Origin of the sequence: Paenibacillus xylanexedens (genome assembly GCF_007680605.1) — a bacterium.
GTDB classification, from domain to species: Bacteria; Bacillota; Bacilli; order Paenibacillales; family Paenibacillaceae; genus Paenibacillus; species Paenibacillus xylanexedens_B.
In genome coordinates this window covers 249,398-273,087 of sequence record NZ_VEIO01000002.1, presented here as the reverse complement: position 1 = coordinate 273,087, position 23,690 = coordinate 249,398, and the positions used below count along the sequence as shown (strand labels likewise).

18 protein-coding genes are annotated in these 23,690 nt (G+C 48.1%); 2 read left to right on the top strand and 16 right to left on the bottom strand.

The annotated features are described in order from the left end of the window. Positions 1–32: 32 nt before the first annotated feature. The 4 genes from FS818_RS15835 to FS818_RS15820 all read right to left on the bottom strand — a co-directional run bounded on the left by FS818_RS15835 (position 33) and on the right by FS818_RS15820 (position 3,717). The gene (locus FS818_RS15835) at positions 33–1,043 is read right to left on the bottom strand and encodes a TIGR02452 family protein (protein WP_145333119.1); all 1,011 of its coding nucleotides are present in this window, start codon (positions 1,041–1,043) and stop codon (positions 33–35) included. Beyond that, on the bottom strand, positions 1,036–1,521 hold the full coding sequence (locus tag FS818_RS15830; protein ID WP_145333118.1) for an NADAR family protein: 486 nt from the start codon (positions 1,519–1,521) through the stop codon (positions 1,036–1,038). Before FS818_RS15830 ends, FS818_RS15835 begins: the two co-directional genes overlap by 8 nt. A 95-nt stretch (positions 1,522–1,616) precedes the next feature. Further along, positions 1,617–2,525, bottom strand: coding sequence for an NUDIX hydrolase (locus FS818_RS15825; protein ID WP_145333117.1), 909 nt, complete (start codon positions 2,523–2,525; stop codon positions 1,617–1,619). A 217-nt stretch (positions 2,526–2,742) separates the two neighbouring features. Beyond that, entirely contained in the window at positions 2,743–3,717 is a 975-nt protein-coding gene (locus tag FS818_RS15820; protein ID WP_145333483.1) for a helveticin J family class III bacteriocin, read from the bottom strand. Between the two features lie 274 nt (positions 3,718–3,991). On the opposite strand from FS818_RS15820, the gene FS818_RS15815 reads away from it, so the two are divergent. Next, positions 3,992–5,146: a DUF418 domain-containing protein gene (locus tag FS818_RS15815; RefSeq protein WP_145333116.1), complete on the top strand. Its 1,155-nt coding sequence runs from the start codon at positions 3,992–3,994 to the stop codon at positions 5,144–5,146. Positions 5,147–5,309: 163 nt separating this feature from the next. Here FS818_RS15815 and FS818_RS15810 read toward each other — a convergent pair whose 3' ends face one another. The 7 genes from FS818_RS15810 to FS818_RS15780 all read right to left on the bottom strand — a co-directional run bounded on the left by FS818_RS15810 (position 5,310) and on the right by FS818_RS15780 (position 15,628). Beyond that, complete coding sequence (locus FS818_RS15810) at positions 5,310–6,872, bottom strand: ATP-binding protein (protein ID WP_260984838.1); 1,563 nt, start codon at positions 6,870–6,872, stop codon at positions 5,310–5,312. A gap of 325 nt (positions 6,873–7,197) precedes the next feature. Then, positions 7,198–8,217 carry a galactose/methyl galactoside ABC transporter permease MglC gene (gene mglC, locus FS818_RS15805; protein ID WP_145333115.1) on the bottom strand — a complete coding sequence of 340 codons (1,020 nt, stop codon included), beginning with the start codon at positions 8,215–8,217 and terminating at the stop codon, positions 7,198–7,200. After that, positions 8,214–9,737 (bottom strand): sugar ABC transporter ATP-binding protein, encoded by a 1,524-nt coding sequence (locus FS818_RS15800; protein WP_145333114.1) that lies wholly within the window; start codon positions 9,735–9,737, stop codon positions 8,214–8,216. Before FS818_RS15800 ends, mglC begins: the two co-directional genes overlap by 4 nt. Before the next feature lie 75 nt (positions 9,738–9,812). Continuing rightward, a complete protein-coding gene (locus FS818_RS15795; protein WP_145333113.1) occupies positions 9,813–10,889 on the bottom strand; it encodes a galactose ABC transporter substrate-binding protein in 1,077 nt (358 codons plus the stop codon). 113 nt (positions 10,890–11,002) lie between these two features. Next, a complete protein-coding gene (locus tag FS818_RS15790; protein WP_145333112.1) occupies positions 11,003–12,211 on the bottom strand; it encodes a substrate-binding domain-containing protein in 1,209 nt (402 codons plus the stop codon). Continuing rightward, entirely contained in the window at positions 12,198–14,021 is a 1,824-nt protein-coding gene (locus FS818_RS15785; RefSeq protein ID WP_397351778.1) for a cache domain-containing sensor histidine kinase, read from the bottom strand. The genes FS818_RS15790 and FS818_RS15785 overlap by 14 nt, the downstream gene beginning before the upstream one ends. Beyond that, complete coding sequence (locus FS818_RS15780) at positions 14,018–15,628, bottom strand: response regulator (RefSeq protein WP_145333111.1); 1,611 nt, start codon at positions 15,626–15,628, stop codon at positions 14,018–14,020. The genes FS818_RS15785 and FS818_RS15780 overlap by 4 nt, the downstream gene beginning before the upstream one ends. Before the next feature lie 371 nt (positions 15,629–15,999). Here FS818_RS15780 and FS818_RS15775 point away from each other — a divergent pair, with 371 nt between their 5' ends. Further along, on the top strand, positions 16,000–16,200 hold the full coding sequence (locus FS818_RS15775; RefSeq protein ID WP_111270569.1) for a cold-shock protein: 201 nt from the start codon (positions 16,000–16,002) through the stop codon (positions 16,198–16,200). A 621-nt stretch (positions 16,201–16,821) separates the two neighbouring features. On the opposite strand, the gene FS818_RS15765 is transcribed toward FS818_RS15775, so the two are convergent. The 5 genes from FS818_RS15765 to FS818_RS15745 form a co-directional block, all read right to left on the bottom strand. Next, the gene (locus FS818_RS15765; RefSeq protein WP_145333109.1) at positions 16,822–17,541 is read right to left on the bottom strand and encodes a response regulator; all 720 of its coding nucleotides are present in this window, start codon (positions 17,539–17,541) and stop codon (positions 16,822–16,824) included. Beyond that, positions 17,538–18,740 (bottom strand): sensor histidine kinase, encoded by a 1,203-nt coding sequence (locus tag FS818_RS15760; RefSeq protein ID WP_186375508.1) that lies wholly within the window; start codon positions 18,738–18,740, stop codon positions 17,538–17,540. Before FS818_RS15760 ends, FS818_RS15765 begins: the two co-directional genes overlap by 4 nt. 136 nt (positions 18,741–18,876) lie before the next feature. Beyond that, positions 18,877–19,323 (bottom strand): DUF1453 family protein, encoded by a 447-nt coding sequence (locus FS818_RS15755; RefSeq protein WP_145333107.1) that lies wholly within the window; start codon positions 19,321–19,323, stop codon positions 18,877–18,879. A 169-nt stretch (positions 19,324–19,492) separates the two neighbouring features. Beyond that, on the bottom strand, positions 19,493–21,181 hold the full coding sequence (locus FS818_RS15750) for a methyl-accepting chemotaxis protein (RefSeq protein WP_145333106.1): 1,689 nt from the start codon (positions 21,179–21,181) through the stop codon (positions 19,493–19,495). 388 nt (positions 21,182–21,569) lie between these two features. After that, positions 21,570–23,576 carry a CotH kinase family protein gene (locus FS818_RS15745; protein ID WP_145333105.1) on the bottom strand — a complete coding sequence of 669 codons (2,007 nt, stop codon included), beginning with the start codon at positions 23,574–23,576 and terminating at the stop codon, positions 21,570–21,572. Positions 23,577–23,690: the final 114 nt, after the last annotated feature.

Below are 23,690 nucleotides of genomic sequence, written 5' to 3'. Positions count from 1 at the left end.
CGTCCCTGCTTTCCCACTACCCCTGCTCACACTCATGCTAGCAGGCGCTTGAAGGCTTCCAACGTTCGCTGTCCTGCACTCCGGTCATATACGGCAAATACGATGTAATCGAAGTAGTCCCTGTATCCTTCTTCATCCAAGACCTCGGCAAAATACGAAGCGACCCGTTCCGGCTCATTCCGAAACACACCACAGCCAAAGGCTCCAAGTACGATGGTTCTATGGCCTTGTACAGCAGCAACCTCCAGTACATATCGAATGCGTTGCTTCATGACCGACTTGATCTCTGCATCTGTTGCTTCCTTCCGCTCTTTGACCACACCTGCATTTACCGCCGGAGCGGTGATCAAGGCGGTTGTGTAATATTGATCCAGCAATCGGTCATAGTCGTCACGGATCACGGGAACACCTGGAGAATAGATCATATGGTCCGAGTAGAGGCAAGTCCGCTGCTTGCGATTATACTCATACATCTCGGTCATCTGTGCAATACATGGATACAGCCCCGTTGCCCGTGCCAAGCTTTCCTCCTGAGCCTGACTTCCACCAAGGAAACCACCGCCCGGATTTTTGGCCGATGCAAAATTTAAACAAACAACATCCGTTCTACCCTCCTCCAGGGTCAGACGCGCTGCTGCTGCAAGCGTCGTTTCACTGGTTACTTCTATCCGTGCCAGGTTTCCTCGGGACTCCATAGACCGGGATTCTTGCTGGTTCCCTGCCGAGCTTGCTTGCTCATCTATGCGTCCCCGTCCCCCTTTGCGTAGCTTCTCCCCTAGTTCAGAAAGCTCCGAGGGCCGATAGAGAACTGAATTCTGAATGGCTTGCTCCATGTCTTTCTTGATATGAACAGCACGATCATACCCGTTTACATACAAGCCTTCTTCCAGAATCTCCAACGTCTGATGCGCTATACGCGAGCGTCCGGAACGCGAGTTAATACCTGTGCCCTCTGCTGCTACGTTAGAATGACGAGACCCCGTAGTCTTATGATTTGAATGATTGATTTTGTTGTGTTTGTTTTGTTTATCGAAGTTACTCATTTCGATCCCTTCCTATCTCTTCTCTCAGACGAGTAAGAATCTCGCCTAGCCAGTTCGTTCCTCGCCATGTTTTTCGGTTACGAATACGCGGATCTTCCTCCGCCAGCCCCACACCCCAGATTCGGTCATCCGGACTTGCTTCTACGAGTGTTGTGCCTCGGGTGGCAAGCAAAGCCGCCAGCAAATCCTCGTTCTGTGTAAATTTTGCCTGATTGCCTTCATAGACAATGCGCTGGCACTCGCTTTCCCATGTCGTCTGGTTGAAACCCGTGACCTGGCGGCCCAGCTTTTTTTGCACAGAAGCCGAACGGCTGTTCATGATTTTATCCGCAATCTGTTGATCGCCAAAGAGCAGCGCTTTCTGATGCATCATATATTGCTCTGCACTTGTATACTGAACCCCGTTCACCGTAAAGTCAGCCTTAAACCACTGAGAGAACGGTGATTCCGTCCGCCAGAAAAACGTAAACTTTTCCATACATATCACCTCTTACTTCTATCTGTCCAACTATTGCTTACTTTCTTCGGATTGAATCATTTCTGCTCATTACTGAATCCGATTACTAAATTCAACTACCATTCTTCTCTCTCCGGATTTAATCGGTACAACCGGGATGGCCGATGCCCGGCACTACTTGCATATTTACCCGTCTCGATGACCCAATCCGTCATTTTGCGCCGAAATGCAGCTGCCAGCAGTTTTTTGCCGCTAATAATCTCATATACCTTCTGCAACGCCGTTAACGTAAATTTCTCCGGCATCAGATTAAACGCAATATCCGTATATTCAATTTTGGAACGCAGCCGCTCTAACGCATAATGTATAATCTGGGCGTGGTCAAACGCGATCCCTTGAACATGCACTATACTCAATTTTCTGTTCCGCACGCGCCCCTCTACCTGCTCTTTGGTTTCTACGATGGCGGACAACTGTTCTGTTTCATTGCTCAAAATAAGTTGCAATCTGCGCTCTGTCACCCGTCCGCGTTCATGAATATGACGTTTCTCTTCGATGAGCTTCTGCTCTACCCGGAACCAGCTTGCATCGCTGGCATCATCACCCGCCTGAAGCTCCAGCTCACTGCTGTCCACCAAAGCCATGTAAGAGCAACTAATGACCCTTGTACGCGGATCGCGCCCTACATCTCCCCATGTATACAGCTGCTCCAGATAGATATCGTCCAGTCCCGTCTCCGTCTGTAATTCCCGCCGGGCAGCATCCTCCAGTGATTCATCCATGGAGACGAATCCTCCTGGCAGCGCCCACTGCCCGAGGTATGGATGACCGCCCCTGCGAATCAGCAGCAAGCCAAGCTCCGGTTCCGCCAGCTTGCGGTAATTTTCCTGTTCTCCGCTTCGGATCGTAAATACAAGCATATCCACAGTAACCGAGGGACGTTCGTAATCTCCGGCATCATAGGTTTTTAGGAACTCCTCTTCGCTAATGTTAACCGGGTCAAGCGCTTTGTCTCCATGAGACATGATTCATGCACCTCATTCTGTTATTAACATTTTGTTATTAACAAATAGTTAATAACAATGTAGCACAACTGTAACCAGCAGGTCAAATCTTCCATAAATCCAAAAAAAACCGTTGCCCTTGCTCTTTACAGAGCGAAGACAACGGCTATAAACACTGTTTTAGAATTCCATAAGATGGATATCGCAATATAGTTCTCAGAGGCCCACCAAAACGTTCTTAAAATACGCTATCTGGAACGTAGTATATTTTCTGCCCATTTGGTTTGTTTCCCGGATCGGTCACAATCAGAAAATAAACGTTCCCGTTCTTCGTTTGTACACCCTCGATTTCATGTTTTCCGACATTCGTTATTTTTACAAGAGACTGATACGCGCCTGAACTTGAGATTTTAGCAATCTGAGGCGTATCTCCTTCTGCCCCACCGGATGTAAATATTTGAGTCTTACCCAGTAAGTCTACTCCTTGGAAAGAACCATTTGGCCGAATAATTCCGCTGCCCGACTGCGTAAAGCTGGAGACTGCTGCTTTAATTGCCGCTGGGCTGTCCATGCGAACCTGCTTGTTCTGATCAAGCAGCCTGTTTAAAGCAGCCGTATCATACACAGACCACACTACCTTATCCGTTTTGGATTGTCCGCCTTCCCTTGTCTGAATCCGGAACACGGTATAATTACTGTTGCCACCGCCATCCACTCGGTATGTCGTTCCCTGTTTTGTTCCCTTTTTATTTGCGTAGTTCATATAAGTAAACCGATGAAGATCGGTATAATCTACGGTTTTACCAGCCGAGTATTGAAGTCTCGCTACCTGAAGGGACCACACATTGGTAGGCGCTACATCCGCTTTGGAACTAAAATAAAAATAGTTCGATCCGTTATACGTATACATATCGAGCGTCTGGCAATGCCCGCTGTTGGTAATCGTCATATGATCCACGTATTCGGCATTATTACCTTTGATCAGTAGTCTGGACAGTTGACATGTCGTATTCACGCGCTGCGTAACGTATACGTACTTGTCTGCTATATAAGCCTTCTGCACAACTTTGTTAAACTTGAGTCCTTTGAGGTTATAAGCCAATTTGGCTGATGCATTTACGGTTTTTCCCGGAGAAGCTGCAAGAGCCGGGACAACGGACATCATAAATAGGATCATAGCCAGAAAAGCAGAGATCATTGTTTTCCACTTCATTGTTACAGGGTTCCAAGAATGTTTTTTAATCACCCAAGTGCCTCCTTTATGACTTGAATCCAAAGTACATTCGTTAAACTAGCCTGCCTCTGAGAATAAAGCGTATCTAATAGATAATACCATATTTTCCAAATTACAAAACATCGATGGCGAAACATGATATGTACCTGCCGCATTATCCATGAACCTGATGTCCTTTAAAATTTAATATTTCTTTTTAGTACATCTGTGTTATATTGTTTTTAATTCATATGTATCAAAAAAGGAGGACTGCATGAAACGTATTGCCTTACTCGATATCCTTCGGGGTTTTGCGATTATTGGAACCTTGGGAACCAACATCTGGATTTTTGCTTACCTTGGCGATCTGAATCTGGTATTCGGTAACGCGCTTGAACCGTGGTGGAGTTCAGGAGATCGTCTGGTGCAGACGATCATGCTCATCTTGGTGAATGGAAAATTTCTAGGCATGCTCACTTTGCTATTTGGAGCCGGCATGGAATTGAAACGCCAAAAAGCAGCTCGTAAAGGCTATGCCTGGCCCGGTGTCTATATCTGGTCATGTGCCCTTCTGCTGCTGGACGGACTCTTGCATTATATTTTTGTAATGGAGTATGACGTGTTAATGAGTTATGCCGTTACTGGCATGATTGTTTCCCTCATTATTCATCGCTCCAAACGCTTTATGCTAACGATGATGGTGATTGCAGGAAGCCTACATGTGATTGCCGTTACAGGCATTACAGTCTTGATTGCGTTCGAATCCGGTTCATCCTTTAACGGGATGGATACCATTACTCATCTGTACGCTTCTGGAGCATGGTGGGAACAAGTAATGTTCCGGCTACATAATTTTGGTTTTTTCCGTGCAGAATCGATAGCTATCATCCCACTAAATATTTTTCTTTTTCTGCTAGGGGCACTGCTCCTGCGAACAGGTGTATTTTCAAACGACGAGTCAGGACGCCGTAAGCGCCGTAAACTGATGATGACCGGACTTGCGACTGGTATTCCTCTGAATCTGCTTCTGCTCGTTCCCGGTGGAGTTATGGATATTTGGGTACGCTATATCAGCGCGCCAGTACTTACGCTTGGTTATCTCGGAATCATTACTTATGGGTTGGAAAAAGGGCTATTCCCCTCGCTGTTCCAGCGTTTCGGTGAAATTGGAAAAATGGCGCTAAGTTGTTACATTGTACAAAATATCATCGCCTCTGCGCTCTTCTATGGATGGGGAATTGGCCTGGGCGGACGCCCGTCTTCACTGTTTATTCTGCTGATATGGCTTGGCATCTGCCTGTTCTTAATGCTTTTCTCTCACCTCTGGCTGCGCAAATATCCACTAGGTCCAGTCGAATGGTTATGGCGCAGATTGTCGATCTCCCCTTCTCCCAGACCCGGAAGTACGTATCAAGACACATCTGTATAAATGCGTTTCGCGCAAATAAGGGCATCCCGGAGCTCCATCGATGATTGATCGTAATCAATGACCGATGGAGTTCATAGGATAGCCCTTGTTTATTCCATATTACTAAAAGACCCAGCACGCCTTCTCCCCCTTTTGCGCTGGTCTGGCCTATAATGACCAAGCATTATTCGCCCGACTCTACAGGCAAGCATAACGTGAAAGTGGAACCTGCACCTATTTCACTGTGAACGGTAATATTACCGTTATGGTCCTGAACAATTTTTTGACAAAGCGCAAGACCCAGTCCCGTTCCCTCCTCTTTTGTCGTAAAAAACGGGTTGAAAATCGCGGTTAACGAACGCTCGGGAATCCCGCTCCCCGTATCCGCTATGGAGATCAACACGTTCTCCCCTTCTTGTATCATATCGATATGTACCTCTCCGGGGTCTGACATCGCTTCAAAAGCATTACGGATCAGATTGATTAGAACTTGTACAATTTTATCCCGATCCATGTTCACGCAAACCGACTCGTCCCGCACATGAAGGGTAATCCGGTGTCCTCTGGAAGCCGCATCCGATTCGGTCAGAGACATCACCCGTTCCAGACAAAGCGACAGCTTCTCCGGTTTCATATGATGGACTTGAGGTTTGGAAAATTGTAAAAATTCCCCCGTTAAATCAGTGACTCTTGTGACCTCACTCATAATAACTTCATACCACGGTGCGATATTAAAGGATTGCCCACGCGACAGTTGCAAAAATCCTCGGATTGCGGTGAGTGGATTACGGATCTCATGGGCCATCCCTGCAGCAAGCTCGCCTACAGCCCGCAGTCTTTCGGAACGGAACACTTCCTCTTCATTTTTAATCCACTGACTGCGCTGTTGCTCGATCAGTTGATCTTCCGCAATGGTCATGAATTGCTGCAAGGTCTGTGATAACCTCGGATAACGCGATACGCTATAACTCGCTTGCAATCCCTGTAGCTGATTAGACAACAAGGAAGATATCCGTTCTTCGATATAGGGTATTTGCGGCAACACAATGGCAAATCGGTCGCCCGCATACCTCGATATGCCATAAGCTTCGGGGAACTGATTCGTGATCTTTTGTCCGATGCCCTTAATGACTGCACACCAGGGATCGTCTAATTCTTTTTTGTATCCACTAAAATTATTAACATTCAAAAGAATCAAGAGGAATGATCGTTCTTCCTCCAACGTCTTATGAAGCACCTGCATGTATCCTTCGTAATTCAACAATCCCGTAAGCGGATCATGAAGGGTAAGAAACCGATTTTTTTCCCGAAGCTTCCGTTGTTCAGACTCACTGTTCATTAAAGTATGATATAGCCAAATAACCAGCACGGCGGTCAGCAAATCAAATAACGACACGAGCAAGCTGTATGGTTCTATCGGGACATATGACAACCTGATGATTGTATACTGGAGCATAAGCAGCAGTGAAATGGGTAAGGTCTGTACCATTCTCTGCTTGTTCTGAATCATTGAAATGATGAGCATATAATAGAGCAGATTACACCAGTTTAATTGACTGAAATAATGAAATGCACCAAGGATGAGCCATTGGGTCCATGTTAAAAATGGATAACGCCGTTCCGCCCATATGCTGATCATTAGCAGAATCCCTGTGACGATCATCAAGGTTGGATGCGATGCTTGTCCCAGTACAGTAGAGGATACAATGACAAGCAGACAACCTATTGGGAAAATTACCATCTTCATTGTGTAACTTAGCAAATAGCCTCGCCCCCTTAGACAAAAGTCACACTAACAAACATATACACAAATATTATATCGATTATGATTAGCCGATGTTGTCGATTATTGGAAGCTGTTAAAATTCGCAAGGATGTATAATTTTCAAAAACAATAGGACATATGAATGAATTGAAATGTTAGAATGTGCACATGAATATTGTTGCACGTATTTCGCAACGCAAAATTCATCATAAAGTATTCAAAGCCAGCTCTCGTGGGATGAGGGCTGGCTTCTTTGTTGTTTTTCCATATTAGATCAATCATTCTGGAAGAATAAGAAGATATCCTGTTATTTCTTAGCCATGTATTTGCGAATATCAAACGCTACAGCCGCAACAATAATCAATCCTTTAATAATCAATTGCCAGTAAGGACTTACCCCGATGAAGGTGAGACCGTAGTTAATGACGCCAAAGATCAGCACGCCTGCCATCACACCGGGTACAGTTCCGATTCCGCCAGCCGTAGACACCCCGCCAACGACACATGCAGCAATGGCATCCAGTTCGTACATATTACCGTAGTTGTTCGTCGCTCCACCGGTACGAGCTGCTTCCAGTACGCCGCCCAGTCCATAGAGTGCTCCTGCAATTGCATACAGCGCAATCAGGTTTCGTGCGACATGAATACCGGATACGTGAGCGGCCTGAATGTTTCCGCCGATGGCATACATATTTTTACCCAGACGGGTTTTGTTGAAAACAACCCAGCAGATCAGTGCTACTCCAATGGCGATGAGCACGATGTAGGGAATCGAATAACCTCCACCCAGATCAATATAACCTGATCCTATGGTCGTGAAATCCGGTCTAAGCCCTCCGATGGGTTGCGATTGGTTGGGTTCTGTATCGAAGTAGATCGAGTTCAGTCCATAGACAGCCACCATTGTACCCAGTGTGGCAATAAAAGGCGGTACATGCAGCTTGGCAACGATGAGGCCGTTCACCAGACCAACGAGCAACCCTGCTACGATGCCGATCACGATCGGTAAACCCACCCATAATTGCGGCAGATCCGGGAAAAAGCGATTGGCGTACGTATCAATCTGTAACATGGATGCCGATACCACCGCTGTCAGACCAACGACGCGTCCGGCAGACAGATCGACGCCTCCCGTCACCAGAATGAAAGCCGCTCCCAGCGCGATAATCGCCCGAGTGGAGGATTGCTGCAAAATATCTCTCAGCGTGGAAAATGCGAGAAAGTTCGGATCGGCAATGGCGATACCGATAACAAGCAGGATCAGTACGATAAAAATCGCACGCTGAGCCACGTATTGCTTCACTTGATGAACAAGGGTTGTATTCATGTGTGTTCCTCCTGACCAGCCATCCGCTGCTGCGCGGCCAGCCTCATAATATGCTGCTCCGTCGCCTCGGCCCCGTCCACAATGCCGGTGAGGCGTCCTTCGCTCATGACCATAATGCGATCAGACATCCCTAACAGTTCAGGCATCTCCGAGCTGATCATGATAATGCTTTTGCCTTGTCGCGCCAGTTCGGTAATAATCGTATAGATTTCAAACTTGGCTCCGACATCAATTCCGCGTGTCGGTTCATCCAGCAACAGAATCTCCGGGTCAGTCAAGAGCCAGCGAGCCAGCAGTACCTTCTGCTGATTTCCTCCAGACAGGTTTCGAATCAGCGTGTTAACCGAAGGCGTTTTGGTTCTGAACTTTTGCGTCTGTTCCCGCGCCTCTTCGCGTCCCTTCTTCTCGTCCAGCAAGCCCAGACGATTCCGGTAACGGCCAAGGCTTGCGATAATCGTATTCTCATAGACGGATAACACGGGGAATATCCCGGTCACTCGCCGTTCCTCGGTCAATAGTGCTATGTTATGACGCTTGGCGGCAGCGGGAGAGTTAATCTTCACCTTGCGCCCATGAATAGAAATCGTACCTGAAGCGAGTCCTCTTAAGCCAAACAAGGATTCCATCAGTTCCGTCCGCTGCGCGCCAACAAGCCCACCGATGCCAAGTACTTCGCCTTTGCGCAAGTGAAACGAAACGTCCCGGAACGAATTCGGCTGATTCGACGTCAGCCCCTCTGCTTGAAGAATGACTTCACCGGGGACATTTAGCCTCTCCGGGAATCGTTCACTTAAATCCCGACCAACCATACGTGTAATGATCAGGTCTGTCGTCAGGTCCGCAGCGTCCCAGGTGCCTACAACAAAGCCATCACGCATAATGGTTACTTCATCTGAAATCGTTAAAATTTCCTCCATCTTGTGCGAGATATAGATGATGGACACGCCTCGGCTTCGCAGCTTATTGATAATCGTAAACAATTGCTCCACTTCTTTACCTGTAAGAGATGAGGTCGGTTCATCCATTACAATCACTTTGGAGTGGAACGATACCGCCTTGGCAATCTCCATCGATTGAATTTTGGACACGGACAACGTTCCGGCAAGTGCCTTCGGATCAATATCCAAGTTCAAATCCTGAAACAGTGCCAGCGTATCGGCATACATCCGTTTCTCATCCACCAGCGGACCCTTCATCGGGAATCGTCCCAGCCATATGTTTTCCGTCACCGGACGGTGCGGAACCGGATTCAATTCCTGATGAATCATGGATATACCCTGCTGTAACGCAGCCTTCGAATTCGGGATTTCTACATCCTTGCCTTCGATGCGCACTGTGCCTGCATCGGGACGATACATCCCAAACAAACATTTCATCAAGGTTGACTTTCCCGCCCCGTTCTCGCCCATCAACGCATGAACGGTTCCCGGCTTGACCTTCAGTGTAACTTCGCTGAGTGCCTGCACGCCGGGGAAAGCTTTGGAAATCCCGTTCATCTCCAGCAGATAAGGTGACTGCATCTTCTATCTTCCCCTTTCATCTGACCGGCAAAAAAAGGACGCTGCCTGGGTGACATACGTCCCTCTCTGCTGCTATTATTGGGCGTCGGCAATGTTGTCTTTCGTAATTTTTTTGTATGCGATCCAGACATACTTCCCGTCTGTAATATCAAATTTGGTGTTTTCTTTGGTTGGTGTCTCGCCTTTGGCCAGAACAGCAGCCAGCGCAACCGTTGCCGCTCCCTGATTTTTGGCATCATTCAGCACGGTGCCCAGCATGGTACCATCCTGTAGCGCCTGAATCGCCGGAGCTGTAGCATCCACGCCTACGACAGGCATGGTTTTGCCATCCTTGAAGTAACCCGCTGCTTTCAATGCTTCAATCGCACCCAGTGCCATGTCATCATTGTTCGCCAGTACCGCTTCGATTTTGTCGCCATGCGAAGCAAGGAAGGCCTGCATTTTCTCTTGGCCTTTTACCCGATCCCACATTGCCGTATCTTCAGCCAGCGCTTCGACTTCAATGCCGGCATCCTGAATGGCCTGAACTGAATATTTGGTGCGCAGCTCGGCATCCTGATGACCCGGTTCACCTTTCAGCATGACATATTGCAGCTTGCCATCGCCGTTTTTGTCAGCTTCCGGGTGCGCTTTCCAGTAGTCCACGATCAACTGACCCGAGATTGTACCGGACTCTTCCGCTTTCGCACCGACATAATACACTTTATCCCACTTATTCATGTCCTCTGCTACAGGCTCACGGTTCAGGAACACCACCGGAATGTTAGCCGCTTTCGCCTTGTCGATAATGACACCTGCTGCGGTCCGGTCTACCGGATTCACCGCCATGGCATTGTATTTCTTGGATACGAACAGATCGACCTTCTCATTCTGTGTCGGTTGCGCATTCTGACTGTCTACAATATCAAGGGTAGCTACGCCCTCCGCTGCCGCAGTCATCGCGTTCCTTACTCCCGTCATAAACGTATCGTCAAACTTATAGATGGCAACGCCAATTTTCGGATTTTCCGTTTGCGTTCCAGCTTCTGCTTTCGTGCCGCTGTCTGTTCCCGCATTTCCGTTTCCGCCAGAGCTGTCTCCCCCGTTGCTGCATCCTGCCGCTACCGCCATGCACACCGTAAGCAACAATGTCATCCACGTTTTCTTTTTCATTCTTCATGACCTCCCCCAAGTTCATTCGGCTTTACCGATGTCTTTATTATGAAAGGGTTTACATTGTTTTCGAATACAATATCTTCATCTGTTCTATCGAAATCCTCATCAGTTCATTGCACAAACGGAAATAACAGCTTCTGGTTATCCATCCAGAACATATTGTCTGTGCTAACGACCTTGGTCTCCAGGATGACCCTTTTCTGAACATGCTCCCGCTTCAGTTTGGCAAGTGCCTGATTAAGCCCCAGGTAGCCAGCACTGTACCCATTCTGCACAATCAATCGTTGAAAAACGCCTTCCTGCAACTGCTCTAACTGTTGTTGTTCGCTGCCGAACCCAACAATGCTGATCTGCCTTCCATCCTTGCGGCGATGCAGTTCATCTGCCGCGCCGAGCGATGCCGGCTCTTGCAGGGCAATGATTCCGGCCAGCTCATGCTGATCCAGTAGTTGCTTGACTGTTTGCCAGCATGCATCCCGGCTGTTGCATACGGATTTGGGGATGATGTTGATACCCGGGTATTGCTGCAACGCTTCCACGATCCCTTGTTCCCGCAGAACCAGACCTGCACTTAGCGGGTCCGGGCCTACTAAAGCAATATGGCCATGACCTTCCAGTAATTCGGCCATGGCCTGCCCGGCCTGACGTCCTGCCTCGAGATTATCCATGGAGATGACACTGGTGATGCCTTTGACGGGGAACTCATCGTTGAGCACAATAACAGGTACGATACTTCCATCCGTTCTCGCCGTCTCTGCCTCCCGAATGATATCAGCCAGGGTATCTTCACTTAACGGATCAACCAGTACCGCGGCTGCTCCTTGTTTCAATGCGAGTGCGGCTGCCTGGACCTGTGCCTGTTCACGCTCACTGCGGGTATAATCCCGATCTGCTGCGGCTGGTGTGCCCATAGGTGGCGGACTTATCGCATAGTCCGCGTTGGGTGAGGTGTGTGAAGCGGAATCCACGGGATACGCTTCAACAGTAATGAGCTGTGCGCCACGCTCTTTGGCGGCTGCCTCAGCTCCCAGGCGGATCGCTTCGGCGAGCTCCCCCGTGCCCGCAGGCGTAATCAGCGCTATGCGCTGCGGCGACGCCGGTTGATCCGCCCCTGCCATGCCGCAGGCGGCACAGATGAACAGACAGCAGGCTGCCGCCGCTGCCTGGCACAAGGCTTTGAATAGCCAAAATCCCGGGGAACCGGGAAGCGTGGCTTGGCTTTTTTTGGCCAATACACGGCGTGTGCTTTTGCTCTGGTTATTGATCTTGTTGCTGGTTTCACCAGTGGTTTTGCTACTGATCGGGCTATCGTCCATCATTCATCCCGTCCTCCTTCTCTTCCTCCTGAACAGGAATCCGAATCCATACCGTTGTACCTTCCTCCAGCTCACTTGCAAATTCCAGGCCATATCTCTCGCCATAATAGTGCCGGATGCGATCATGCACATTGCGTACAGCGACACCGGAGCCCGCCCCGCTCTTCACCACCGGATGACCGCTGAGCAATCCCTCCATCTGTTCCTCCGACATGCCTACACCGTTATCTGTAATGCGAAATACCAGAATCTGCTCTTCTCGCTGCACATCCACCTCGATACGCCCCTCGTCCATGTGATACTCGATACCGTGCACGATGGCATTTTCAATAAGCGGCTGTAGAATGAGCTTCAGTGTGAGGCAGTCCAGTACCTGCTCATCCGCATGAATGGTGAAAGTAAACTTGTTTTTGAAACGCATCTGCTGAATAGTCAGGTAATGACGGGCGTGTTCCAATTCTTCACGGACAGTAATGATCGTTTTCCCTTGGCTGAGACTAATGCGGAATAACCGGGAAAGCGACGTAATCATTGTGATCACTTCGTCATTACGGCTCATGCCCACCATGCGCACAACCGAATTCAGCGTGTTATACAGAAAATGAGGATTAATCTGGGCTTGTAAGGCCTCCAGCTCCAGACGGCGTTTCTGCTCCTGTTCATGAATGATCTCATCCATGAGGTTACGGATTTTGTTCACCATCAGGTTGAACCTGCGTGCCAGGCGCTCGACCTCAAGTGGTCCCGTTATAGGCAGTTCCACGTTGAAATCCCCTCGTTCCACCGCCTTCATCTTCCGTTCCATGCGCCGGATTGGACGTGTCAGACTCGAAGAGAGAAACAGGGATACCACAATGACAAGCACCAGCACAACGACCAACACACGAATCAGGTATCCGTTCACTTCCTGACGTGTCGTCATGATTTCATCCAGATACGCCACACCGACAATTTTCCAACCGATATTTGCCACCGATTTGACAGTATTCAGCCTTTTTTGCCCATTGGCCTCATCTTCGTAACTCCCCGTAGCTACCAGTGCCTGCTCAATATTTTCTTTTTTCAGTCCCATATACATGAGTTGCTGCTGTGGATGATACACAATATTGCCTGCGCTCTCATCAATTATATAGACGTACCCTCGCTGCCCCAGGCTAACCCGACTGCTCAGTTCGTCCATTTGCTTGAAATTGATATCAACTAGTAAAATGACTTGCTGCTCCCTACCCTGCTGTTTAATGGTAATGCCCTTGCTCATGGAAACGACCCATTGATAGGGTCCAGCATACATATTTTGAATATGAGGCAAGGAGAAACTTAGATGATTAGGTACACGCAGGGCTGATTGAAACCATCCTTGCTGCGTGACATGAGCACTGCGCTTCAGTTCAGCAGCCGGTCTGTTCTTGAGCAACTGTCCGTCCGCGTCGAGCAGTGTAATGGAGATGATATCTTCCCGGCTGCTGAGCAAGGTATCCAGCTGTTTGTCTACCTGCTCTCCTTCCCATGTACCGTCCCGTAGCATATGTTCCTCAATCGCACGGTACAGATGGGACATGCTGCGCACGTAATCCTCCAGGTTATAACTGACCTGATCCACAATCTGTCTGGTCGACAGTTCTGCACTGCGCTCCGCAGCCTGAGTGAATTTGTCATGCAGCAATATCGCCATAATGGTGAGTACCAGTACAATGAAGATGGAGAAAGACCACGTAATAATAGAACGAATACTGCTGACCTTGGACGAACGTACAACCAAGCGGAGCTTCATCACAATAGACTTGATTCGTGCGGTTAACGTGTTCCAACTCATTGAAGGGAACCTTCCGGGGTCGTAGTGGCCTGTTTCCGATACTCTTTGGGCGAGACGCCAATATGCTTTTTAAAACAAAAGCTGAAATAATTCGGCTCGGCAAAGCCTACCTTCTCGGCTATCTCAAACGACTTCAGCTCCGTGGAGCGAAGCAGTTCCCTTGCTTCATCCATTCGAATCTGCATCAGATATTGCAGGAAGGTAAGCTGTACTTCTTTTTTGAAAATGCTGCAAAAATAACCGGAACTGATATGTAGATGCGCGCATACCTTCTGAATGGACAGATCCGGATCGGCATAATGTTTCTTCGTAAACGTGAGCGCCTGCTCCACAATATCTTTATACACATGCTGGCGCCCGCTGGAGATTCGCTGTTGTACAAGCAGACAGACTTCACTCACCTTATGTTGTGCCTCGGACAGACCCGGAAGTCGGAACAGATCCGTATACAGCTGGAATCCGGCACCAAATATATCCTCCATCTCTTCACCCGAAGCCTGTGCGGCCTTCCAAACGGTAGTTAATACCTCGATCAAATACAACTGAATATCACTGCGCCCATGCTCCACCGTAATTTCCCGGAAAATGATCTGTAGCCCTTGCTCCAGCTCTGCCTGAGTTCCCGCTTTCAAGCAGCGGGTTAACGTCTGTTGTTTCAATTCATCAAAACGCAGCTTGCCAGCCGCCTGACGCTCCACGTCGGCAATGTAGATCAGGGAATCCGTTCCTGGCACAAGTCGGTAATCCAGCGCCAGCAAAGCATCCTCATAAGCATGTTTCACATCGGGAAGGGTGCCCACAAGCCGACTCGACCCAATCGTTACAGGTACACGTAAATAGTGACGGATGCTTCGCATTACATTTTCCAGTGCATGCTGTTGCGGGTTTTCCGCATTCCCTGCTACTCCGTCCAGCGGTTCCACGTAGAGTAATACAACCGTCTCTTGGTGCATAAAGGCATAGCCTGCCTTGTGATCTGCCCATACCTCTGACGCTATATTCAGCGCTGCAAACAGCTTCAATTCCGGATCTTCGGTCGGATGCAATGTTAGGATCGATACGCCATAACGTTTACCTCCCAGTTCCAGTCCGCACTGGCTTGCCCGGCTTAATATATATGCTGATGATTTTTGGCGATGTAACAACGTTGCAATCAAATCCGCCTGCAATAAAGGCAAGCTGGTGCGATAGTGTTCTCGTAGTTGCTGCACGTCCTCACGTTCCGCAATCTCCGACTCCATCTGAGCACGCAATCTGGTGAGCAGTTCGGTAAGATGTCCTGCCGAGAAGGGCTTCAGCAAATATTCATCCACACTAAGCGATACCGCCTGCCGAGCGTAATCAAATTCATCATATCCCGTTAAAATAACGACCTTCACCAGCGGATTCCGCTCCCTTAATCTTCGTGCCAGCTCCAATCCATCCATAAACGGCATGCTGATGTCGGTAATCACGATGTCGGGTTCTATCCTCTCTGCCATCTCCAGAGCCTCACGGCCATTCTCGGCCAGACCCACAATGCGTAGATCCAGTGCCTCCCAATCCACCTCGACAACCAATCCTTCACGAACATCTTCCTCATCGTCCACGAGCAGCACCCGGTACATGGTATGATTCCTCCCTTTTTCTCTAACAAACGAATATGCACGGTCTTTAACCGATATCATAAAGCGCAAGGTTTCCAACATAATATACAATAAAATCTTATTTATGTAATCGCTTTCTTTTTGATAAGGAAATACGATCTATTGATGAACCATTTTATCCTGTCTGGCAAGGGATTGTGCTTCCTTGGGCAATTTTTTTTAGAAAATACATTCAAAAATTGACTTATATTGGTACGCATGCTATGATGATATAGGTCGATACATTAGTGGACAGAACGTCACGGTTTAACTACCGAATGAGCATTCATATCAGAATGAAATACTGCTCATACCAATGGTCGTACAAAACTTATTATTTTTGGAGGAATCACATGCAAACAGGTACAGTAAAATGGTTCAACGCAGACAAAGGATTTGGCTTCATCGAAACTGAAGAAGGAACAGACGTATTCGTTCACTTCAGCGCAATTCAAGGTGAAGGTTACAAAACGTTGGACGAAGGACAACGTGTCGAGTTCGAAGTAACTCAAGGTAACCGTGGCCCACAAGCGGAGAACGTTACTAAACTGTAATTGATACGAGGGCTGCCTCCGGCAGCCCTTTATTTATGCCCAATGACGCTTACTTTTTGTTGCTTTTCTCTACACAAATTCCTATATAAGTTCGGATTTTCCGTTTATACAATAACGGAGAGGACAGAGAAAACCTGGATAAGCGAAGCGTTCGCCTGAAAGCTTTCTGAAAGAAAGCTACATCGGAAGCATATGCTTATCACCGGATTTTCCCTTTTGGAAAAGGGAATCAAAAAATCTGGGGATAACAGCGATAGAAAGGTTATTCTGTCATCGGAGTATTCGTATAAACACCTTCCTTACACTTATATCCATTACAGAAAAGAGGTTTTTATTCCAACAGATCATTATAAATCCAGTGAACACGTCGTATTTTCCACGGTTGACGATATCATTAACTTCTACTCACCTCAGCAAACGAGCACTGAACGTACTGAAGCTCACTCACGTCCTGCGCGTGCGGCTGATCCATCCAAACACAAGGATCACACGGATTACAAGGCCGAACGTTAACCACGAAAAGAAAGCAACCAACCTATCCGACAAAAGCAGAAGGCCCTGAACCGCTTGAACGGTACAGGGCCTATTTCAAATTCGATTTGTAATCCTACATGTGTATGCTTATTTTACATAACCGTTTCGAATGGCAAAAACCACTGCCTGCGTCCGATCGTCCACCTGAATCTTCTGCAGAATGCGGTGCACATGCGTCTTTACGGTGCTTTCGCCAATGAACAACTTTCGGGCAATCTCTTCATTCCTTAGCCCGTAAGCCATTTGTTGCAACACTTCAAGTTCACGTCCCGTGAAGGCATCTGCGAGTGGTGCGAGCTCTCTCGTTTCCTGTCCGAAGGTTGGATTCTCAGCTTCTCTTGCCTTTTTTTCGTCCTGGGCTGATGTTTCGGGGGATCGTACTGCAATGCCGATCACCTTCGCAGCAACAGCGGTTCTGTAGATCGCTTCACCGCGATAAGCCGCCCTGACCGCATCAATCAGTTCTTCCGGCGCGGCGTCCTTCAGCAGATAACCTACTGCCCCGGCACGTATTCCCTGATATACGTAATCTTCTTGATCAAACGTCGTTAATATGACAACCTTGCATTCGGGCTGCAAATCCATTAAAGCCTGTGTGGCTTCCAGTCCGTCACCGTCCTCCATCTGCACATCCATAAACACGACGTGGGGGTCTAACTCTGCCGCGAGCCTCACCGCCTCATGTCCGCTCCCTGCCTCACCAACCACTTCCATATCTTGCTGGGCATTAATTATAAAACGTAACCCATGCCTGACCAGATGCTGGTCATCCACCAGAAGCACACGAATGATTGGTTGCTCTGTCATGACTCACCACCTCCTGTTGCCGATTTTATGCCGCCATGTGGAATGCAGACAATCAGCTTCATCCCGTGCGGATGGATCGCTTCGATAGTCAGTGATCCTCCAGCCCTTTCACACCTTGCTTTCATACTGGATAAACCAAAACCCGGTACAAGCGGTTGTTGCTGGATGAATACGCCGTTATCCTCTACCTGCATGAACAGATCCTCTTCCTGTTCCTTGATATGTACGCTTACTTGGGTAGCCTGGGCATGACGAATAATGTTCGATAAGGCCTCCTGTAGAATACGGTACAGTAGTTCGGACGTCTCCTCCGTCCACGCTTCCTTTGGCCCAGCATAGCGCAGTTCAATGGAACAACCTGTTAGCTTCTGTACTTCATTGACCAGACTGTTCAGCGCAACTAATCCAAGCCCTGCTTCGCTACTCCCCATCTGGTGAGCCACCGTCCGCACTTCCTGCAAGCTTTGCCGCACCACATCCAGCACGGTGCCAATGGCTTTATCCGCTTCAGTCGCGTCTACCTTCATCATATAAGGAATGGCTTGAAGCTGCACAATGGCCGATGTCAGACGATTTCCGATACTATCGTGCAAATCCATCGATATTCGTCCCCGCTCTTCAAGCACCGCATAGTGCATTAAACGAACGGTTGCCCGTTCCAATTCTTCATGCGTATGCTGAAGCTCGTCATGCGCCTGGCTCAATTCGGCATGTACGGCCTGTAATTCGGCATAATGACGTTCACTCTCTCGCCTGCTTTCCCGCTTGATCCGTGCTCCCCAGCAGAAAATGTACGTGACAATATAAGCCATCGTATATAACCAAATCAGATGTAACTCCACTCCAGCGGCATATAATAATAGCCCGTTACCCACGAGAATGATTAAACCCAGCCACCAGGAACGGAATACGGGCAGATTCAACGCGGCATATCCGATGAGATAAAAGGTAAGCTCAAAAATGCGGTACTCTGCATGGAACCATGCTGCATAGAGAAGCGTAGCCGCCCAGGTTAAACCAATCATGATCGTACGAATCCGATCTTTTTTTAACCAGTTCGGTGTCCAGACCAGTACAAAGTAAGGTAAACGGATAACCAGACCTGCACATAAACCGAGCCAGGTGAATGGTTCCATTGGACTGACCAGATTATACAGCAGCAACAGACTGAGAATCATATCCCCTGTATGATCAGCCATAAATTTTCGTATGTTATCCAACGTGACAAATTGATTCCGCATAAGTATTCCTTTCGCATCACCTTGAATCCACCAAGCCTGATCGGGTGACTTCTCGTAAGGATTCCAGTGTAATTTTAGCTATACGTTGATTGAACTATCCCTTGACAGCTTGCATGTGACGAACCCGATAATAAATGATAAACCGACGCGCGGCAATACTTCCAAGCGGTATAAATAACAATGCACTGCTCAGAGCAACCACGCTGTGATGGACATCCAGTGTGCTGATGTAATGTTTAACAAACATGATGATGATAAGTACAATAGCTGTGCCCATGGAACCTTTAGACATCACTTTGCCAGTCACCGTATCCACCCGCAACCGTTCCATCCAGGCACGCCACAAGCCTACCCCGCAGCCAATGACCAGAAACATAATGTAAAATAGCAACGTCAATCCTGTAAGAGGTACTTGGGATATATTGAAAAAGATTGCGACCGCAACAATCACAGGCAGCATCCACATGCGATCAAGCTTAACCTCTTTTTCCCTCATCGATAACAATACAATAATCAAACCTGTAATCACCATATTCAACATCTAACATTCCTCGCTTTCTTTCATTTATCTTCTCTTCTTACCGCTCCGTCTAGGAACAGTATAACCAGCCCAAAGTAAATAAAAGTCCACCCGCAGGTGGACTTGATGCAAATTCACTTCAATCTGTAGGTGGATCGTGTTTGAAAGGCCAAGAAGTTCAGGGTGCATGTTAGATCTTGAAAGGTTTCAGGGATGCTTGCAGTTCTGCCGAAACGTCAGACAGCATCGCTGCGGACTCTTTGATCTGCTCCACAGATTTGAGTTGCTCTTGTACAGACCCGGCGGCATGCTGAGAATTGGCGCTGGCCGTCTGTGCATGACGTGCGATCTCGTTCACGGATGCCACAATCTGCTCTACACCTGCCGACATCTCTTCACTGGTCGCCGCCATATCTTCGATCTCTGTTGCAATGCGCAGGTTCGTATCCCGAATCTGGGTAAAGCTTTGTTCGGTTTCTTTGGTAAGTCGCAAACCTTCACTTACTTCTTGCTTCACTTTGGCCATCGCTGCCAAGGAATGCAGCATGTCCTGTTCCATCGCTCCGACAAGCGCTTCAATCTGGCTCGACGACTGCCCGGCCTGCTCAGCCAGCTTCCGCACTTCGGTAGATACAACGGCAAAACCTCTGCCTTGCTCTCCCGCTCTTGCCGCCTCGATGGAAGCATTAAGCGCGAGCAGATTCGTCTGGCCTGCAATGTCATGAATAGCAGATACCATCTGACCGATCTGGGCAGACTTCTCCTCCAGCATACGAATCACTTCATCCGTTGCACGGACGGAAGCTTCAATGGCCGCCATCTGTTCCACCGTTAGCTGTACCGCTTGTCCTCCAGTATCCGCTTGCTCCCTTGAGTACACCGCGGCATCTGCAATGCTGGAAGCTCTATCTGCTATGCGCTGTACGCCGATAGCCACCTCTTCCATCGCTTGTAGATTCTCTTCCGTACTTACTGTCTGACTTTCGGCCCCTCGCGCAACCTGTTCGACAGAGACAGCAATCCGTTCTGACACACTTGCGGTCTGTTCCGCAATCTGTAGCAGCAATCCCGTGGAATGACCTGCTTTGTCTGCTGCGTCCAGCCCGCCTTGAATAATGCCCTGCAAGCTGCTTCTCATTTCATTGTAACCTGCACCTAGCATACCAATCTCATCTCTAACATGATCGACCACTGGTTGAGTGAAGTCTCCCGTTCCCGCACGTTTAATGGCAAGGGATACCCGATTAATTCTGGCTCTCACCCTGCGGACGTACCAAACGATCAACACAATGGCAATCAACATTGCAATACCCACGACGATGAGAAAGGTTCGAAGAAACGAAGAGATAATCACATCAATTAATGATTGGGAAGCACCCACATAGAAAATACCGATAATCTCTCCAGATGCATTTTTAATGGGTTCATACGCGGTTTGAGTCTTCTGTCCGACAACAACGGCTTCCCCGAAATACTTTTCCCCCTTCTGCAAAACGGTCTGTGCCACCTGTTCGGACACCTTCGTGCCTGTGGCGCGTTTCCCGTCAACCATTACATTCGTAGCGATTCGTTCATCTCCGCGAAAAATGGTCACGGTATCCCCTGATGCGTTGCCGATTTCATCCACGAGATCAAAATTTTCTTCCAGCAATGCATCGCCTTTGTACAACTGCCCATCTTTAATGGCCCAGTCTCCAGGGTATTTATATGACAAGATGTGATTTGCCATCTTGAGGTCCCGTTTTGCCTTTTCGGTAGCGAAGGTCTTAATGCCATCTCTCATCTCCATCACGACGCTGACCGCTACAGCCGAGGAGAACAACATAAAAATGCCGATCACGATCAAACTGATTTTAGTACCAATGCTCATGCTACGCATGTGTGAGCCACCCTTTTCACGATTAAATTGTCTTGATCTCCGGCAGACTCCGTTCTGCCTGGAGAATTCACATATAGACTTATCGGCGGTGGTATACACATTTTTAATAATTAAACTGTGACTTTTATCACATTTTTTCTAAAATATTAGCTAGTCGTTTACGCATTTTCCGTAATTGTGTAAAAAGATGTATAGGGCTGGGATATTAGCAGTAATAATTACATGCCATATGTCCTGAAAGTGCAGATAACTCTTCGTTATGGAAAGTAAACCAAATAAAGCCGTACCCCCTCCGCTTATCAGGAGGAAGATACGACTTGGCGGGGAATTTTACAATCGCTCGCTCACTTGCTTGCTCTTGTTGATCCGGTTAACCCACCCGGGTTTTCTATTCTGATGTCAGACTCACCAATGCATCGGCTGCGTTCCAATCCACCTTCAATCCCAACCCTTCCGAGATGAAGCGCAATGGAACCAGCGTACGATTGTTTTGAATAATGCTCGATGTATCCATCTGGAGTGTCTCACCATTCACTGTTACTGTGTTGCTGCCGATCTGGAGAACAAACGTCTGGTCATTCAGAACGGCTGTTACGGTTTTGGTTGCTGGATTCCACTTCACTTCAGCACCGAGCGCTTCAAGGAGAGCGTTGACGGGAACCATCACACGACCATCTTGTACCAAGGGATTCTGATCGGGAAAAGTAATCTTCTTACCGTCCAGTGAAACAGTAATGGTTTGATTTGTCGTCCCGTCAGAGCCGTTTGAGCTTGTCTCATCGTCAGATGTGTCAGGCAATGGAGTCACTTCACGGCCCAGCTGTTCCTGCAGATTGGCAAGGCGGTTAAGGGCAAAGGTTGTTAACGAACCCGCTGTCATGAGTCCCATATTTATCCCGAAGCCGCCAAAGTTACCTCCCGGACGAGTTGGCATATTATCGTTGCTGGCATCCGCACCAGATGTATTGTCTCCTGCAGTTGTCTCCGATAGAGCGGGAGGAGTCATCCCATTCGGCGGAGTGAAGCCTTCGAAGCCCTCTGGAGGCATCATGCCTTCCATCCCTTCCGGCGGAGTCATGCCCTCGAATCCTTCAGGGGGTGTTCCCATACTACCTGCTGCATCTGTAGTTGCGGAATAAACAATGTTGGATTCGAATTGCTCCGTTGTGTAAAACTTGGTCGGGTCTGCTTCAATATACGGACGAATCTCAACTGCCAGACTTGTAATGCGATCCTGGATCCCTTCCAGATAGTCGGTCAACTCGTTGACGTAGGCAAGATACTTCGCTTTGTATTCCGGCACCGCAAGCAAATTATTAATCATCGGCACCTGATCCATGCGAATACCCAGTACAGGCTCGTCTACCGATACATTCGTTGCGTTCGTATTCACTGCTGTGGTAGACGCTCCGGCCTGATTACGGCCACCGCCACCGAAACCTAAACCGTTAAAGGACATGTTGAAATCCCAAGGTACAACGGTGAATTTGCCGTTGGCATCGCTGTACAGCATGTAGTTGTGCCCTTTCTCTCCGTTGTAACTGTCGTAATTGCCCAGTATAACGTTACCAGCAATATATTGAAGAGCGGAATCAACATCCAGCACGCTTTCGATGTCTCCTTTTTCACCTGCGGGCATGTCGTTTAAGGTTTTGATAAAGTTTTTGAGCTTGGCCTTATCCTTGTCCGTTCCCAAATCCTTGGTGAGAGTGCTGTAATCGCTGCCATCTTTGTATTGAAGATAACTTTTTTCTTCTGTGTCATAGAGGACGCCATCTTTATAGCTTTCACCGTAATTGCGCTCCAGGTAACTGTCGTCTACCGCTTCCACACCTGTGTAGAAACCGGCCAGTTCCCCGTTGATATACAGATTGACGTAATTCGTCATAGGCACATCCATGCCAATGCTGCGCAGCGCTTCATAATGGAGCACCTCGCGCATATAAGAGGGATCGCTAAAATTGTTGTTCAGTACCATCTTGTCCAGACCAAGCAGTGTTTGTGTTTTATCATACTTGTCGAATTTCAGTCTGAAGCTGTAGCGGTCTGAATCCTTCATGGAAGAAACCGACATCAGAGTCAGGTTTCCTTTGGTGGAAAAACCGACATTGTCGAGCTTGTTGCCATCCACTTCAACACTGACATTCTTGTAATCCTTATCCATCGGGCTCTCTAGCATGCTTTTCCAATCGGCTTCGTCAATCGTAATTTTCACGTCAATCACGTTATCGGTTTGAAAGAGCGACTCATAAGCCTTTGTGACCCCCTTACTTTTCGCTGCTGTAGATGCCTCTGCGGCCCATACCGCATTCGGATTCACAATCAGTCCATAAGAAGAGCCTACCAACGCTACGGACAGTGCCGTAATTGAAACTTTTCGTAATAAATGCTTCAAACGATAATTCCTCCTTTTGGTTTTCTAGGGCGTGTCTGAAAACGCTGAAGGAAGCCAATTTTGCTGCATTTTCGTTCCAAGCCAGGAAGTTTTCCGCAGGCGTGCCGGGGCACG